Here is a 13,502-nt window from a genome sequence, read left to right as displayed (position 1 = left end):
TTAGTGGTTGGACGCGGCTGCGGCACCCAGGCCAGTCTGGGCGCGGACGAACTGGTCGTCGAAGGCATCGCGCTCGCGGGTGGCGCGGGCGCTGTTGTCGAGCAGCGAGACGACGATGGTCACCAGGAACGCCAGCGGCATGGAGAACAGCGCCGGGTGGTCGTAGGGGTAGATCGCCTTGGCATTGCCCAGTACCGCGACCCACACCGCCGGCGACAGGATCACCAGCACCAGGGCGCTGACCAGCCCGGCGAAACCGCCAGCCAGGGCGCCACGGGTGGTCAGGCCTTTCCAGTACATGGCCATGATCAGCACCGGGAAGTTGGTCGAGGCGGCGATACCGAAGGTCAGGCCGACCAGGAAGGCGATGTTCTGCTGTTCGAACAGGAAGCCCAGGCAGATCGCGATCAAACCGAGGCCGATGGTGGCGAAGCGGGTCACGCGCATTTCCTCCTGCTCGCTGGCCGTGCCTTTCTTCAGCACGGTGGCGTACAGGTCATGGGAAATCGCCGAGGCCCCGGCCAGGGCCAGGCCGGAAACCACCGCGAGGATGGTGGCGAAGGCTACTGCCGAGAGGAAGCCGAGGAACAGGTTGCCGCCCACCGCCTTGGCCAGGTGCATGGCGACCATGTTGCCGCCGCCGATCAGCGCGGCCTTCACATCACCGCCAACGAAGAACTGCGGATCGCTGCCGACGATGACGATGGCGGCGTAGCCGAGGACCATCACCACCAGGAAGAAGAAACCGATGAAACCGGTGGCGTAGAACACCGATTTGCGCGCTTCCTTGGCGTTCGGCACGGTGAAGAAACGCATCAGGATGTGCGGCAGCCCGGCGATGCCGAAGACCAGGCCGAGGGACAGCGAGGCAGCGTTGACCGGATCGGCCAGCATCGAGCCGGGGCCCATGATGTTCCAGCCACTGGCATGGGCCTGCACCGCGCGGGCGGCGAGGGTTTCGAAGCTGAAGCCGAATTCGGCCATGGCCAGCAGGGCCAGGGTGCTGCCGCCGGCGAGCAGCAGCACGGCCTTGATGATCTGCACCCAGGTGGTGGCGATCATGCCGCCGAAGATCACGTAGACCAGCATCAGCACGCCGACCACCATCACTGCGGTGCGGTAGTCGAGGCCGAACAGCAGCTTGATCAACTGCCCGGCGCCGACCATCTGCACCACCAGGTAGCAGCACACCACGGTCAGCGAACCGAAGGCGGCGAAGGTGCGGATCCGGGTCTGGTCGAGGCGGTAGGAGACGATGTCGGCAAAGGTGAAGCGCCCTAGATTGCGCAACCGTTCGGCCATCAGGAAGGTGATCAGCGGCCAGCCGACGAAGAACGCCACGGTATAGATGAAGCCGTCGTAGCCCTTGGCGAAGACCAGGCTGGACAGGCCCAGCAGGGTCGCCGCGGACATGTAGTCACCGGCGATCGCCAGGCCGTTCTGGAAGCCGCTGATGCCGCCGCCGGCGGTGTAGAAGTCCGAGGTCGAACGGGTTTGCCGGGCGGCCCACCAGGTGATCGCCAGGGTGCCGAGGACGAATACGAAGAACATGCCGATGGCGTGCAGGTTGACCGGTTGCTTCTCGGCCACGATCGGCGCGGCGAGGGCCAGTGCCGGGGCCAGCAGCAGGGTGCCGAGGCAGAGCAGGCGGCGGCTCATTTCAGCTCCTCCAGCAGGTCGGCGCTCATGGCGTCGAAGCGCGTGTTGGCGCTGCGCACGTACCAGCCGGTGAGCAGCCAGGACAGCACGATCAACCCCGCCGCCACGGGAATTCCCAGGGTCAGCTGGCGGCCTTCGGCCAGTGGTGCATGCAGCCAATGTGGCTGGAACGCCACCACCGCCATGAACAGGTAATAGGCGCCCAGCACGGCGGCGCTGAGGGACCAGGACAGGCGCGAGCGGTTGCGCACCAGTTGCTGGAATTTCGGGTTGGCGCGGATCCGCGCGCAGTGTTGCGAGTGGGACAGGTCATTGCTGCTCATGGGGTGGGGCTCCTTGGTTTTTCTTGTGGTTTTTTTGTCTGGCGCTTTTTTTCGGGGTGCAGAAAGCCGGGGCGGCGGGCGCGGGCCCGTCACCGAAAACTGGCGGATGAGGTCTGGCTAGCGGGGTGTTCGGAAAACGCGGTGCACCCAGGACGGACGCGCGGACGGAGGACTGGCGGCGAGAAGAAGAATCGACATGTGTGGCACCCGGCGGCTGATTGTTAGCTCTTGATGGTTGCCGCGTCCTTGTCGGGAGGAAGCGGCGCAGATGGCTCCGGGGAGTTTATATAACAGGCCTGATAAGTTATGGAAGTAATACCTGCTTTGTATGGTATTTGTACTATATCTAATTCATGTTCTATGTCGTTTTTTGGTTGGTGCAGGGCTGCTTAATGGATTAGTTACCAGATGGTCAGTGTTGACTCGGTTGGGACCGCTTTGCGGTCCTTCGCGAGCAAGTTCGCTTCCACATGCACCACCACACTGTGGGAGCGAGCTTGCTCGCGAAGGGCCGCATAGCGGCCCCAATCCGGTCAACGAAGATCTTTCAGCCGCTCCATCAATCCCCCAGCCTCGGCCTTCAACGCCTCACAAAACGCCTCGACGAACCCCGACGACGGCCGAAACTCCGGCCGGATCAGCATCACCCGATAGGGAATCGACACCTCCAGCCGCCTGACCTGCAAGCCGCGCCCGGCCTCGTTCAGCGCACTCAGCGGATTGATGATCGCCACCCCCAGCCCCTCGCGAACCATGGCGCACACCGACGCCGCATTGGTGGTTTCGACCACCGTATGGCGCTCGACTCCGGCGCTGCGGAACTGCTCGTCGAGACGCTGGCGATAGATATCGCGACCCGCCAGGTTGATGAAGGCGACGCCCTGGAAATCCGCCACCGCCAGCCGTTCCCGGGCCAGCAAGGGATGCCCGTCCGGCAGCACGCAGAGCATGTCGGCACTGAACAGCAGCTCGCCACGGGTACCCCGGGGCACCTGTTCACCTTCGGTCAGGCCCAGGTCATGGCGTTGGGCGCTGAGGGATTCATCCAGCAGCGGCGACTCCTGGGCACTGATGCACAGGCCGATACCGCCGTGTTCGCGCTGGAACTGCTTGCACACCCGCGGCAGCAGGGTCTGGGAAAACAGCGGCAGGCAGGTCAGGTCGAGCTGGCCGTGCTCGAAGCGGCGGATCGACTCCACCAGGCTGTTGATCCGCTCCAGCCCGACATAGGAACGTTCCACTTCCTCCAGCAGCATCAGCGCCTGGGCAGTGGGCAGCAGGCGGCCGCCCTGGCGATCGAACAGGGTCAGCCCGCTGAGGCTTTCCAGCCTTGCCAGCTCGCGGCTCAGGGTCGGCTGCGAGGTAAACAGCAGGCGCGCCGCGCCGGTGACGCTACCGGCCAGCATGATGGCGCGGAACACTTCGATATGGCGGACGGAGAGACTCATGCTGGAAACACCTGTCGGGCAAAAGTTGCATATCAAAACTGAATGGCCTGACAAAGAATAGATATTTTTCTGAATGGTCGCCTTTCGGCATCATGGCGTTCTTTCCCACCTTCCCGGATCTCGTCATGACCGCAACCACCGCCCTGGCCGCCGCTGCGCAGCAGTTCCCCACCCCGTTCTGGACCTACGACGCCGCGGTCATCCGCGAGCGCATCCAGCGCCTGGCCTGTTTCGATGTGGTGCGTTTCGCCCAGAAGGCCAGTTCCAACCTGCATATCCTGCGCCTGATGCGCGAGCATGGCGTGCGCGTCGATGCCGTCTCCCTTGGCGAACTGGAGCGTGCGCTGCTGGCCGGCTACAGCCCGGAAGGCGATCCCGCCGGCGTGGTCCTGACCTGCGACCTGCTGGACAAGCCGACCCTGCGCCGGGTGGTGGAACTCAAGGTCGAAGTCAACTGCGGCTCCATCGACATGCTCCGCCAACTGGGTGAGCACTCGCCGGGCCATCGCGTCTGGCTGCGCATCAACCCCGGTTTCGGCTACGGCCACAGCCGCAAGACCAACACCGGCGGCGAAAACAGCAAGCACGGGATCTGGCATGAGGAGATCGGCGATGCCATCGCGGTGATCCGCCAGTACGGCCTGCACCTGGTGGGCATCCATATGCATATCGGTTCTGGCGTCGACTACGACCACCTGGCCCAGGTCGGTGGCGCCATGGTCGCCACCATCCAGGCGCTGGACCACGATATCGAGGCGTTCTCCATCGGTGGTGGCCTGTCCACGCCGTACCGCGAGGGTGATGTGGCGGTGGATGTCGAGCGCTACGCCAGCACCTGGCAGAAAGCCAAGGACCAGGTCGAAGCCTTCCTCGCCCATCCGGTGCGCATGGAGATCGAACCGGGGCGTTTCCTGGTGGCCGAGTCGGGTCGCCTGGTCACCGAGGTGCGTGCGGTCAAGCGCGCTGGTAGCCGTCAGTTCGTGCTGGTCGATGCCGGCTTCAACGACCTGATGCGCCCGGCCATGTACGGTGCCTATCACCATATGAGCGTGCTCGGTGCCGAGGATCGTGCCCAGGTGGAATGCGTGGTCGGTGGCCCGCTGTGCGAGTCCGGCGACGTCTTCACCCAGGACGACCAGGGCCTGGTCCCGCGCCTGCTGCCACAACCTCAGGTCGGTGATCTGCTGGTGATGCACGACACCGGTGCCTATGGCGCGTCGATGTCGTCCAACTACAACAGCCGTCCGCTGTTGGCCGAAGTGCTGCTCGATGGTGCCGAGATCAAGCTGATTCGCCGGCCGCAGCCGCTGGCTGATCTGCTGGCGCTGGAAGAGGGGCTGTAACTTCCGGCCTCTATTGGCACTAATGGCCTCATCGCCGGCAACGCCGGCTCCCACAGGGATTGTGCACACCGCATAACCCTGTGGGAGCTGGCGTTGCCAGCGATGAGGCCATCAGCATCGGCCCGCAGCCCTGAGCCGATAACCGATCAGAACTGCCACTCCTGCGCCGTCACCAGCCGGCAGAATGGCCCGGCCAACGTCGCATTGTGATGGCCGACAATCGCCTCGGCGCTCAGCACTGGCGTGTCGGAACAGCTATGGCCGTCCTCGACCAGCACCGCCTCCAGCCCCAGATCCCGCGCAGCACGGCAGGTGCTGTCGACGCAGTACTGGGTCTTCATCCCGCAGATCACCAGGCCACTGACGCCAGCCGCCTTCAACCGCTCCAGCAAGCCGGTGCCGACAAACGCACTGGGCCGCTGCTTCTCGAACACCGTCTCGCTACCGTCCAGCCTCAGCTCGGGGATCAGTTGCGTCAGCGCACTGTCCGGCGCCAGTGGCGAGCCTGGCGGGCCGACATGGCGGGCGAGGAACACCGGCGCGCCAGCGGCGTGGGCCTTGTCCAGCAGGGTGTTTACCGCGTCCAGCAGTTCAGCGCCGCGCCACGGTTTGTCCGGGCCATGAAACAGGCCGACCTGCAGATCGAGAATCAAGAGTGCATGCATGGGTGTCGCTCCTTGAGATAAGCCAGCGACACGGGATCAGAAAAAAGGCCCCGTCCATCGCTGGCGGGGCCTTTCGGGGTCTGGCTTTCAGCAGCTCAGCGACACCCGCGTCCCCCGCCCTTGGCGGTGGTCGTGGTGGTGGTCGAGGTGCTGCGCAGCAGAGTCATGGGCCTGACACTAGCCTTGATGGCAGGTTACTGGCAAGTCCTACAGCGCCTTGATCGCGATCATCCCCGCCATGCCCAGCAGCGCGCCAAGGGCGATGGCGTAAGCGAGGGTACGCCAGGGCTGCCACTGATTCAGGTAGCACAGGGTATGAACGATCCGAGCGCCGGTGAACACGCAGAACAGCGCGAGGCTGGCGCTCGTGGCGGTGTCCAGTGCCACGCACAGGCCACCGAGGACGAAGAACAGCGGGATGTTCTCCAGATCGTTGCCCCAGGCCTTGGCCGCGCGCACCACTTGCGGCAACTCCTCGGCACTCGCCTGGCGCCCGACGAAGCGGGCGTCCTCGGCGTTCTGGAAGGTCTTGCGGCTGATCCGGTAATAGCCCTGATAGCAGGAGATGGCGAGCATCTTCAGGAACAGGACCACGACACACAGGGCATAGGCTGACAGCAGAATATCCATGTTCATTCCTTTGACAGAGGGCGATTGCGCCGACGCAGGCTAGCAGTCGGTACCAGTCTTTCCTAGCTATCCAGAGTCCCCGCGTACAACACTGTGCCGGGGTACCTGATATTTCTGTCAGGTGTCGAGAAACGGTGCGGACAATAGACTGGCCGGGTGCATTTCGGTGACTTCACCGATAAGGAGCGAGCGTGAAGCTGTCACGTGCGTTCTTCTTCGAGCCCAGTGGGAACGAAGCGTCAGTCAATTGCAGCATGTTTCGGAGGCTACACCATGGATATCAACATTCTTGCGCGTTTATCAGGCGTGCACCCACAAAGCGTGATTGAACACAAGCAAGTGAAAGGGGCACATGTCCTCAGGATCGATCTGAAGAATGAGCCAGGGCTGCGCCGTGCGCTCGATGGGGAACTCACCGGAAAGGAGAAGTTGCCTGATGGCGACATTTTCGAGACCAGTTTCCTGCTCGACGGTGTGTCGCGTACGTTCAACGCCGAGTCCCTGGAGAAGCAGCGTTCCCACGATTTTGGAGACGAGAATGGCCCTATTCCGGCGTGGCTTCTCGCGGCGGAAGTCATGCGTCCGAACGCTATTTTCAATGGATGGGCCGAACGGATCAGCTTCACTGTTTTCGATCGGCACAGCGGTGCAGTGTATGACTTGTCCGAACCTCTCGATAATTGGCAGCGCCCCTGGATGGCCCACGGTCTGGCTTATAGAGCTATCACCGGGGAGGTCTATTTTGTGTGGCAGCAACCTGCTTCCGGGTTCCTCGAAGTCAATCATGATGTCGATGGGGAAGGCAGCATGCATCTGGCCGGTGCTTTCTCCAATGTGCATTTCGACATGCCGAACTACCAGGATATTTTCGAGGACGCCCCGGATCGCGAGTTTGTGATCGATCTTCCAAGCGGCTTCTACGCTGCTAAAGGTCTTGTGTAGCGCTGCCTGTTCATGAGTACGCGAGTGGATTCAATCGGTGTGTTCGGCGCTTGTTCAGGGTTGCAGGCGCACGGTCTGGTACACCGGCTTGACCGTGTTGAACTCGTCGTAATGCCGCTGGGCCTGCTCGCGGTTGGTGTAGCAGAACTGGCCGGCCATCTGCTTGCCGCCGAACAACGGGTTCTCGCCGTTGCCGAAGCAATACCCCGCAGCCGGCGAGCACTGGGTTTCCGCGAAGGTGAAGGGGCGCCAGTCATTCGGGTGAAGCTGGCGCACCTTGCTGACGAATGCGGACAGCGAACTGATCATCGTCGCGGCGTTCAATTCGCTGGCCGGGCTCTGGAACAGTTCCGATTGCACGCCCCCCGGCTGGTTCACCACATACACGTAGGCATGGCAGAACGTACCGCCCTGCTCGGCTGCCGGGGGCGCAGGCACGGGTGCTGCCACGGCTACCGGCGTGACTGTCGTCGCAGCGGGTACTTCGAGCGTCAGTTCCTTCGCCCCGCGCTCGCGCCAGATGCCCAGTGCTGCGCGATAGCCAGCGCGCAGGCGGCCGGCGATGGCCTCGACATCGTCTGGCGCCTGCACCTGCTGGCCGGACACATCGAGGATCACATCCAGCGGTTTCAATCCGGCCTTGGCCGCCGGGCTGTCCGGGGTGACGCTGACCACCCAGGCTCCGCCGCTGCTGGTCAGGCCCAGGGCCTTGACCATTTCCGCGCTTGGACGTTGCAGGGTCATGCCCAGGCGCTGGACCGTCGTGCTGGCGGATTGGCTGGATTGGCTGGATTGGCTGGATTGCACCGGGGCAGCGGCAACCGGGGCGGTGGGACGTGGCGCGAGGTTCGCCGCCTGGCCCGAGGCGGCCACGCTGGCGGTGCCGTTCAGGCAGCCCTGTTCACCGCGCACCTGGTTGATCGCATCCAGTTGCCAGCCCATGGTCTTGACCATGGTGCTGTCGCCGTCTGCGGCAAAGCGCTGCCGGGAGTCGGCGGTCTGCGCGTAGTTCAGTTGCAGTTGCTCGCAGGTCCGGCCGCGCCAGTTGGCCGGGCTGATGCCGACGCTTTCGGGCGTCAGGGCGGCGTCGGCGGCGGCATCCAGCACAGGGGAAAACACGGCGTGGGCGACCTGGGCCACACAGCCGGGAAGGGTGGCGGCGGCCATTGCCACAGCGCCAAGACGCAGGCTGGTCAACAGACGCTCATTCATCGTGTCGCACCTTTTGCCTGCTTGAATCGCGCCCTGACCATCGACTTCTCCTGTGCACGCGTTGGTGCCTGTGATTGTTCGGCGATAATGGCGATTTGCCTTGTGGTTGTATATCGCCGCGAGCGGAAAAGCGCGGGAATCAATGGCGCGACAGATCAATGGCTGTCGGGTTGCTCCGCGCTTTGTTCCAGCAACCAGTGTCTGAAAAGGTCCAGCGCCGGATTTTGCCCAGCGAGGGGCTCGACCAGCACATAGCGCTCGCTCAACTGCCCGACCTGCGGCCAGGGTGCGTTCAAGCGGCCCTGGTCGAGGTCCTCTTCTACATACAGGCGCGGCACCAGGGCCATGCCCATGCCGCTGCGCGCTGCATCGATCAGCAGGGAAAACCGGTCGTAACGTGGTCCGCTTTGCGCCTGGGGCAGGTCGATAGCGCTATGCCGTGCGTAGTCGCTCCACTGCTCGCCGTTGTCGTACTTGTGCAGCAGTGGCATCTCGCCCGGCGCACGCGCGGCCAGGTCGGGATGGCACACGGCGAGCAGCGGGGCCTGGAACAGTGGTTGTACCGGCAAACCGCTCCAGGCCGGGTGCTCGACATTGATTGCCGCATGCAAGCCGCTGGCCGCCAGGTCGAAGGGCTCGGTGCGCTCACGCAGATTGATCCGCACCTGTGGATAACGCTGATGAAAACGCGCCATGCGGGGTATCAGCCAGCGGCTGGCGAGAGTCGGAATCACGCCGATTTCCAGGGCCGTGTCGGGGCGGCTGTCGGCTTGCAACTGGCGGGTCTTGCGCTCGATCAGGTCGAGGGCTTCGCGCATGTCGGCGGCGTAGCGGGCGCCGGGTTCGCTGAGTTCGACACGGTTGCCGCTGCGCTGGAACAGGCGCACGCCGAGCTGGCTTTCCAGTTTGGCGATCTGCCGGCTGATGGCGCCTTCAGTGACGGACAGCTCCTGGGCGGCGCGGGCGAAGCTCTGGTGCCGGGCGGCGGCTTCGAGGGCGAGCAGGGCGGTGGTGCTGGGCAAGCGGCGGGTCACGTACAGCCATCCTTGGAGCGCGAGGGGCGACAGGATGACGCATGGGCAAGCTGGCTTGCAAAAAAATCGGTAACGATTGGACGCAAGAGATCCCTAGCATCGGCGCTTCGAACAACAACGGAGTGTGCCGCGACATGAAGACGATCGACCAGGTATTGCTGGGGGCGGGCGGGGTGATTCCGCTGTGGCTGGTCTGTGGGGTGGTCCTGACCGCCAGCCACTATCCCGGCTACAGCCACCTGGATTTCGCCATGAGCCGGCTGGGCGAGCAGGGCGCGGTGACCCATGCCTTCTCCCCGTGGATCAACAATTTCCCGTTGGGTGTTTTGTTCGTGCTGGTGGCACTTGGTCTGTGGCGGCGTTTCTCCGACTCCCGCCTGGCGCGGTTGAGCGCGCTGCTGGTTCTGGTGCATGGCCTGGGCAGCTTCGGCACCGGGGTGTTTTCCTGCGACCAGGGCTGCGCTCCGGTGCAGCCGTCGTTCTCCCAGCAGATGCACAACCTGTCCGGGCTAGTGATGTTCCTGTCGCTGACGCTGGCCAGTGCACTGTGGATTGTTCTCGGCAAACGCCTGCTCGATAGTCGTGGTTTCGCCTGGTTCTCGGCGTTGTGCACGGTGCTGGCGCTGGTCACCGTCGGCCTGATGGGCCAGGCGCTGGAGGCCGGTCATGGCTTTGGCCTGTACCAGCGCCTCAACTACGGCACGGCGGTGATCTGGCTGGCGATACTTGCCGGGCTCAGCCTGGCAGGCTCAAGCGCAATGCCAGCGCGGACAGCGTGACCAGCAGTACCGGAATCGTCAGCAGGCTGCCGACCTTGAAGTAGTAGCCCCAGGTGATGCGGATATTGCGCCCGGCCAGCACATGCAGCCAGAGCAGGGTGGCCAGGCTGCCGATCGGGGTGATCTTCGGGCCCAGGTCGCAGCCGATCACGTTGGCGTAGATCATCGCCTCGCGAATCACCCCGCCAGCCTCGGCGCCGTGGATCGACAGGGCGCCGACCAGCACGCTGGGCAGGTTGTTCATCACCGACGACAGCAGCGCCGCCAGCAGCCCGGTGCCGAGGGTCGCGGCCCACAGGCCCTGGCTGGCGAGCAGGTCGAGCAGGCTGCTGAGCTGCTGGGTCAGCCCGGCGTTGCGCAGGCCGTAGACCACCAGGTACATCCCCAGGGAAAACACCACGATATGCCAGGGCGCATGGCGCATGACCTTGCGCGTGGAAATCACCTTGCCGCGCCCGGCCACCAGCAGCAGGACCAGCGCGCACAGCCCCGACACCAGGCTCACCGGAATGCCCAGCGGCTCCAGGGCGAACAGCGCCAGCAACAGGAACACCAGCACCAGCCAGCCGGCATAGAAGGTGTGTGGATCGCGGATCGCATCCCGGGGTGCCTGCAGGGTCGGCTCGAAGCGTGCCGGGATGTCCTTGCGGAAGAACCACCAGAGCACGCCGAGGGTGGCGGCGATGCTCGCCAGGTTCACCGGCCACATCACCGAGGCGTACTCGCCGAAGCCGATGCCGAAGAAGTCTGCCGAGACGATATTCACCAGGTTCGACACCACCAGCGGCAGGCTGGCGGTGTCGGCGATAAACCCGGCGGCCATGACGAAGGCCAGGGTCGCCGCCGGGGAAAAGCGCAGCGCCTGGAGCATGGCGACGACGATGGGGGTGAGGATCAGCGCCGCACCATCGTTGGCGAACAGCGCCGACACCGCCGCGCCGAGCAGCACCATCAACACGAACAGGCGATTGCCCTGGCCCTTGCTCCAGCGCGCCATATGCAGCGCCGCCCACTCGAAGAAGCCGGCCTCGTCGAGCAGCAGGCTGATGATGATCAGGGCGATGAAGGTGGCTGTGGCGTTCCACACGATGGCCCACACCGCCGGAATATCCCCCGGATGCACCACCCCGGCGAGCAGGGCCAGCACCGCGCCGCCGCTGGCGCTCCAGCCGATGCTCAGGCCGCGGGGTTGCCAGATCACCAGGACCAGGGTGAGGAGGAAGATGGAGGCGGCGATCAGCATGGGGGGCTCGGCGTAGGAGAGGAGTCAGACGGCCGCTCAATGTAGCGGCGATCGGTGGATTGGCAAAGTGACATTCAGCCGGGCCTCGTGCCATCATCTGCAACACTATTACATTGCATTAAAGAGAACGCCCCGCCCCATGTCCCCCACGCTGTCCACCCGACTCCACTCCATCGACGCCCTGCGCGGGCTGGTGATCCTCTTCATGTTGCTCGATCACGTTCGCGAGACGTTCTACCTGCACATGCAGGTCAGCGACCCGATGGATGTGGCGCACACCGATCCTGCGCTGTTCTTCAGCCGGACCCTGGCGCACCTGTGCGCGCCGGTGTTCATCCTGCTCACCGGCCTGTCGGCGTTTCTCTATGGCGAGAAATACCAGGGCAGGGCGGCAGTCTCGGCGTTTCTGTTCAAGCGCGGGCTGTTCCTGGTGGTGCTGGAATTCACCCTGGTCAACTTCGCCTGGACCTTCCAGTTGCCGCCGAGCGTCATTTATCTCCAGGTGATCTGGGCCATCGGCCTGAGCATGCTGGCGTTGAGTGGTTTGCTCTGGTTGCCACGGGCGCTGCTGATCGGCCTCGGGCTGCTGCTGGTGGCCGGGCACAACCTGCTGGACGGGCTGCATTTCGCCGCGGAGCACTGGGCCCATGTGCCCTGGGCGGTGCTGCATGACCGGGGCTGGATCGAGGTGTCGGAAGGCTTGCGACTGCGCACCTCGTACCCGGTGCTGCCGTGGATCGGCGTGATTGCCCTGGGTTACGGGATCGGGCCGTGGTTTGGCCGGGGCAGTGATGCCGGGCTGCGTGCTCGGCGCTTGCTCGGTACGGCGGGTGGGGCGCTGGGGTTGTTCTTCGTCCTGCGTCTGCTCAATGGCTATGGCGAGAAGCCCTGGGCTACGGGCGAGACGACGGTGCAGACGCTGATGGGCTTTTTCAACATCACCAAGTACCCGCCGTCGTTGCTGTTCCTCGCGCTCACCCTGGGCATTGGCCTGTTGCTGCTGGTGGCGTTCGAGCGGCGCAACGACGGGCGCGTGGTGCGCTGGCTGGCGGTGTTCGGTGCGGCGCCGATGTTTTTCTATCTGCTGCACCTTTATGTGCTGAAGGTGCTGTACCTGCTGGCGGTGGCCCTGTGGGGGATGAATCAGGGGGCGTATTTCGGCTTTGATTCGGTGCTGGAGGTGTGGGGCGCGGCGGTGTTGCTGGCGCTGGCGTTGTACTGGCCGGTGGGGTGGTTTGCCCGGTTGAAGGCGCGGCGGCGGGATATTGGGTGGTTGAAGTATTTGTAGTCGGCGGTCAACCATGGCCCGGCAGCTCGAATCGGACAGGACGTTAGCAGATGAAACAGGCAAGACTCATTCGACACGGGCAGAGCGCCGCGAATGCCGGGCAGGCCAGCCGGGATCACGCAAGCATCCCGCTGACCCCGCTTGGCGTGGAACAGGCCCGCAGCGTTGCCCGGTCATTTGCCGTGGCGCCGGATCTGATCGTTGCATCACCCTTTGCCAGAGCGCAGGCCACCGCGCTTGCGACGGCGCAAGTCTTTCCCACGGCAGTGGTCGAGGTCTGGCCAATCGAGGAATTCACCTACCTTGAGCCGTCACGCTGTGTCGATACTACCGTCGCCCAGCGTAAGCACTGGGTCGACGCCTATTGGCTGAGGTCCGACCCTGGCTATTGCGATGGCATTGGGGCGGAGTCGTTCCACGATTTTGTAGCGCGGGCCCAGGCGCTTCTGGATCGCCTCGCTGAACATCCGGCCAGGGAGATTGCCGTGTTTTCCCATGGGCAGTTCCTGAATGCCGTCGCGTGGCTGCTGGAGAGAAAGCCCCGGGTGCTGGATGGGGCGGCGATGGCTGACTGGCGGGCTTATGAGATCGAGAATCCTGTCCGTAATGGTGGTGGATACTCGCTAACCAGGCAGGCTGGTGATATTGCGTGGGTTCTCGGGGAGAGGACGGATCCAGAGCTCTCTGCGCGGATCCGGTAGGAGCTGCGGGCCAGCCAGAGTATCTGTGCTCGGCGCGGTCTCTGTGGGAGCTGGCATTGCCAGCGATGAGGCCCGCAAGAACAACGCAGATACGCAAGATCGATGGTGGGGCGGATGGCTCCATCGTCGGCAACGCCGACTCCCACAGGTTTCTCGGCCAGCCACAGTCTCTGTGCTCGACGCGGTCCTTGTGGGAGCTGGCCTTGCCAGCGATGAGGCCCGCAAGAACAACACC

13 protein-coding genes are annotated in these 13,502 nt (G+C 64.1%); 5 read left to right on the top strand and 8 right to left on the bottom strand.

The features are described from left to right. From ACODSK_RS26970 to ACODSK_RS26960, 3 genes are all read right to left on the bottom strand, one after another. Positions 1-1,659 (bottom strand): cation acetate symporter, encoded by a 1,659-nt coding sequence (locus ACODSK_RS26970; protein ID WP_489020357.1) that lies wholly within the window; start codon positions 1,657-1,659, stop codon positions 1-3. Continuing rightward, positions 1,656-1,982 (bottom strand): DUF485 domain-containing protein, encoded by a 327-nt coding sequence (locus ACODSK_RS26965; protein WP_489020355.1) that lies wholly within the window; start codon positions 1,980-1,982, stop codon positions 1,656-1,658. The genes ACODSK_RS26970 and ACODSK_RS26965 overlap by 4 nt, the downstream gene beginning before the upstream one ends. Before the next feature lie 533 nt (positions 1,983-2,515). Beyond that, positions 2,516-3,430 (bottom strand): LysR family transcriptional regulator, encoded by a 915-nt coding sequence (locus ACODSK_RS26960; protein WP_489020353.1) that lies wholly within the window; start codon positions 3,428-3,430, stop codon positions 2,516-2,518. A gap of 125 nt (positions 3,431-3,555) precedes the next feature. Here ACODSK_RS26960 and lysA point away from each other — a divergent pair, with 125 nt between their 5' ends. Further along, on the top strand, positions 3,556-4,773 hold the full coding sequence (gene lysA, locus ACODSK_RS26955; protein WP_489020351.1) for a diaminopimelate decarboxylase: 1,218 nt from the start codon (positions 3,556-3,558) through the stop codon (positions 4,771-4,773). Positions 4,774-4,919: 146 nt separating this feature from the next. Here the strand turns inward: lysA and ACODSK_RS26950 are convergent, their stop codons facing one another. Both ACODSK_RS26950 and ACODSK_RS26945 read right to left on the bottom strand, forming a co-directional pair. Further along, positions 4,920-5,438, bottom strand: coding sequence for a cysteine hydrolase family protein (locus ACODSK_RS26950; protein ID WP_489020349.1), 519 nt, complete (start codon positions 5,436-5,438; stop codon positions 4,920-4,922). Between the two features lie 207 nt (positions 5,439-5,645). After that, entirely contained in the window at positions 5,646-6,068 is a 423-nt protein-coding gene (locus ACODSK_RS26945; protein ID WP_489020347.1) for an MAPEG family protein, read from the bottom strand. A 273-nt stretch (positions 6,069-6,341) separates the two neighbouring features. On the opposite strand from ACODSK_RS26945, the gene ACODSK_RS26940 reads away from it, so the two are divergent. Beyond that, positions 6,342-7,010, top strand: coding sequence for a hypothetical protein (locus ACODSK_RS26940; RefSeq protein WP_489020345.1), 669 nt, complete (start codon positions 6,342-6,344; stop codon positions 7,008-7,010). Positions 7,011-7,064: 54 nt separating this feature from the next. Here the strand turns inward: ACODSK_RS26940 and ACODSK_RS26935 are convergent, their stop codons facing one another. Both ACODSK_RS26935 and ACODSK_RS26930 read right to left on the bottom strand, forming a co-directional pair. After that, positions 7,065-8,222: a PDZ domain-containing protein gene (locus tag ACODSK_RS26935; protein ID WP_489020343.1), complete on the bottom strand. Its 1,158-nt coding sequence runs from the start codon at positions 8,220-8,222 to the stop codon at positions 7,065-7,067. A 155-nt stretch (positions 8,223-8,377) separates the two neighbouring features. Next, the gene (locus ACODSK_RS26930) at positions 8,378-9,256 is read right to left on the bottom strand and encodes a LysR substrate-binding domain-containing protein (RefSeq protein ID WP_489020341.1); all 879 of its coding nucleotides are present in this window, start codon (positions 9,254-9,256) and stop codon (positions 8,378-8,380) included. 134 nt (positions 9,257-9,390) lie between these two features. Between ACODSK_RS26930 and ACODSK_RS26925 the strand changes: the two genes are divergently transcribed. Then, the gene (locus ACODSK_RS26925) at positions 9,391-10,035 is read left to right on the top strand and encodes a DUF998 domain-containing protein (protein ID WP_489020339.1); all 645 of its coding nucleotides are present in this window, start codon (positions 9,391-9,393) and stop codon (positions 10,033-10,035) included. On the opposite strand, the gene ACODSK_RS26920 is transcribed toward ACODSK_RS26925, so the two are convergent. After that, complete coding sequence (locus tag ACODSK_RS26920) at positions 9,992-11,278, bottom strand: arsenic transporter (RefSeq protein WP_489020337.1); 1,287 nt, start codon at positions 11,276-11,278, stop codon at positions 9,992-9,994. The genes ACODSK_RS26925 and ACODSK_RS26920 overlap by 44 nt on opposite strands. Positions 11,279-11,417: 139 nt before the next feature. On the opposite strand from ACODSK_RS26920, the gene ACODSK_RS26915 reads away from it, so the two are divergent. Then, entirely contained in the window at positions 11,418-12,566 is a 1,149-nt protein-coding gene (locus ACODSK_RS26915; protein ID WP_489020335.1) for an acetyltransferase domain-containing protein, read from the top strand. A gap of 50 nt (positions 12,567-12,616) precedes the next feature. Further along, positions 12,617-13,267, top strand: coding sequence for a histidine phosphatase family protein (locus ACODSK_RS26910; RefSeq protein WP_489020334.1), 651 nt, complete (start codon positions 12,617-12,619; stop codon positions 13,265-13,267). Positions 13,268-13,502: the final 235 nt, after the last annotated feature.

It is taken from the genome of Pseudomonas sp. FG98 (assembly GCF_057808595.1).
Note: the sequence above shows the minus strand (reverse complement) of the source record. Positions and strands in the feature narration are given on the sequence as shown.

Bases quoted from the DNA above. Each gene is read 5' to 3' on its own strand.
- ACODSK_RS26935 (WP_489020343.1), bottom strand. From the start codon at position 8,222: ATGAATGAGCGTCTGTTGACCAGCCTGCGTCTTGGCGCTGTGGCAATG.
- ACODSK_RS26965 (WP_489020355.1), bottom strand. From the start codon at position 1,982: ATGAGCAGCAATGACCTGTCCCACTCGCAACACTGCGCGCGGATCCGC.
- ACODSK_RS26910 (WP_489020334.1), top strand. From the start codon at position 12,617: ATGAAACAGGCAAGACTCATTCGACACGGGCAGAGCGCCGCGAATGCC.
- ACODSK_RS26925 (WP_489020339.1), top strand. From the start codon at position 9,391: ATGAAGACGATCGACCAGGTATTGCTGGGGGCGGGCGGGGTGATTCCG.
- ACODSK_RS26960 (WP_489020353.1), bottom strand. From the start codon at position 3,430: ATGAGTCTCTCCGTCCGCCATATCGAAGTGTTCCGCGCCATCATGCTG.
- ACODSK_RS26920 (WP_489020337.1), bottom strand. From the start codon at position 11,278: ATGCTGATCGCCGCCTCCATCTTCCTCCTCACCCTGGTCCTGGTGATC.
- ACODSK_RS26950 (WP_489020349.1), bottom strand. From the start codon at position 5,438: ATGCATGCACTCTTGATTCTCGATCTGCAGGTCGGCCTGTTTCATGGC.
- ACODSK_RS26970 (WP_489020357.1), bottom strand. From the start codon at position 1,659: ATGAGCCGCCGCCTGCTCTGCCTCGGCACCCTGCTGCTGGCCCCGGCA.
- lysA (WP_489020351.1), top strand. From the start codon at position 3,556: ATGACCGCAACCACCGCCCTGGCCGCCGCTGCGCAGCAGTTCCCCACC.
- ACODSK_RS26915 (WP_489020335.1), top strand. From the start codon at position 11,418: ATGTCCCCCACGCTGTCCACCCGACTCCACTCCATCGACGCCCTGCGC.
- ACODSK_RS26945 (WP_489020347.1), bottom strand. From the start codon at position 6,068: ATGGATATTCTGCTGTCAGCCTATGCCCTGTGTGTCGTGGTCCTGTTC.
- ACODSK_RS26940 (WP_489020345.1), top strand. From the start codon at position 6,342: ATGGATATCAACATTCTTGCGCGTTTATCAGGCGTGCACCCACAAAGC.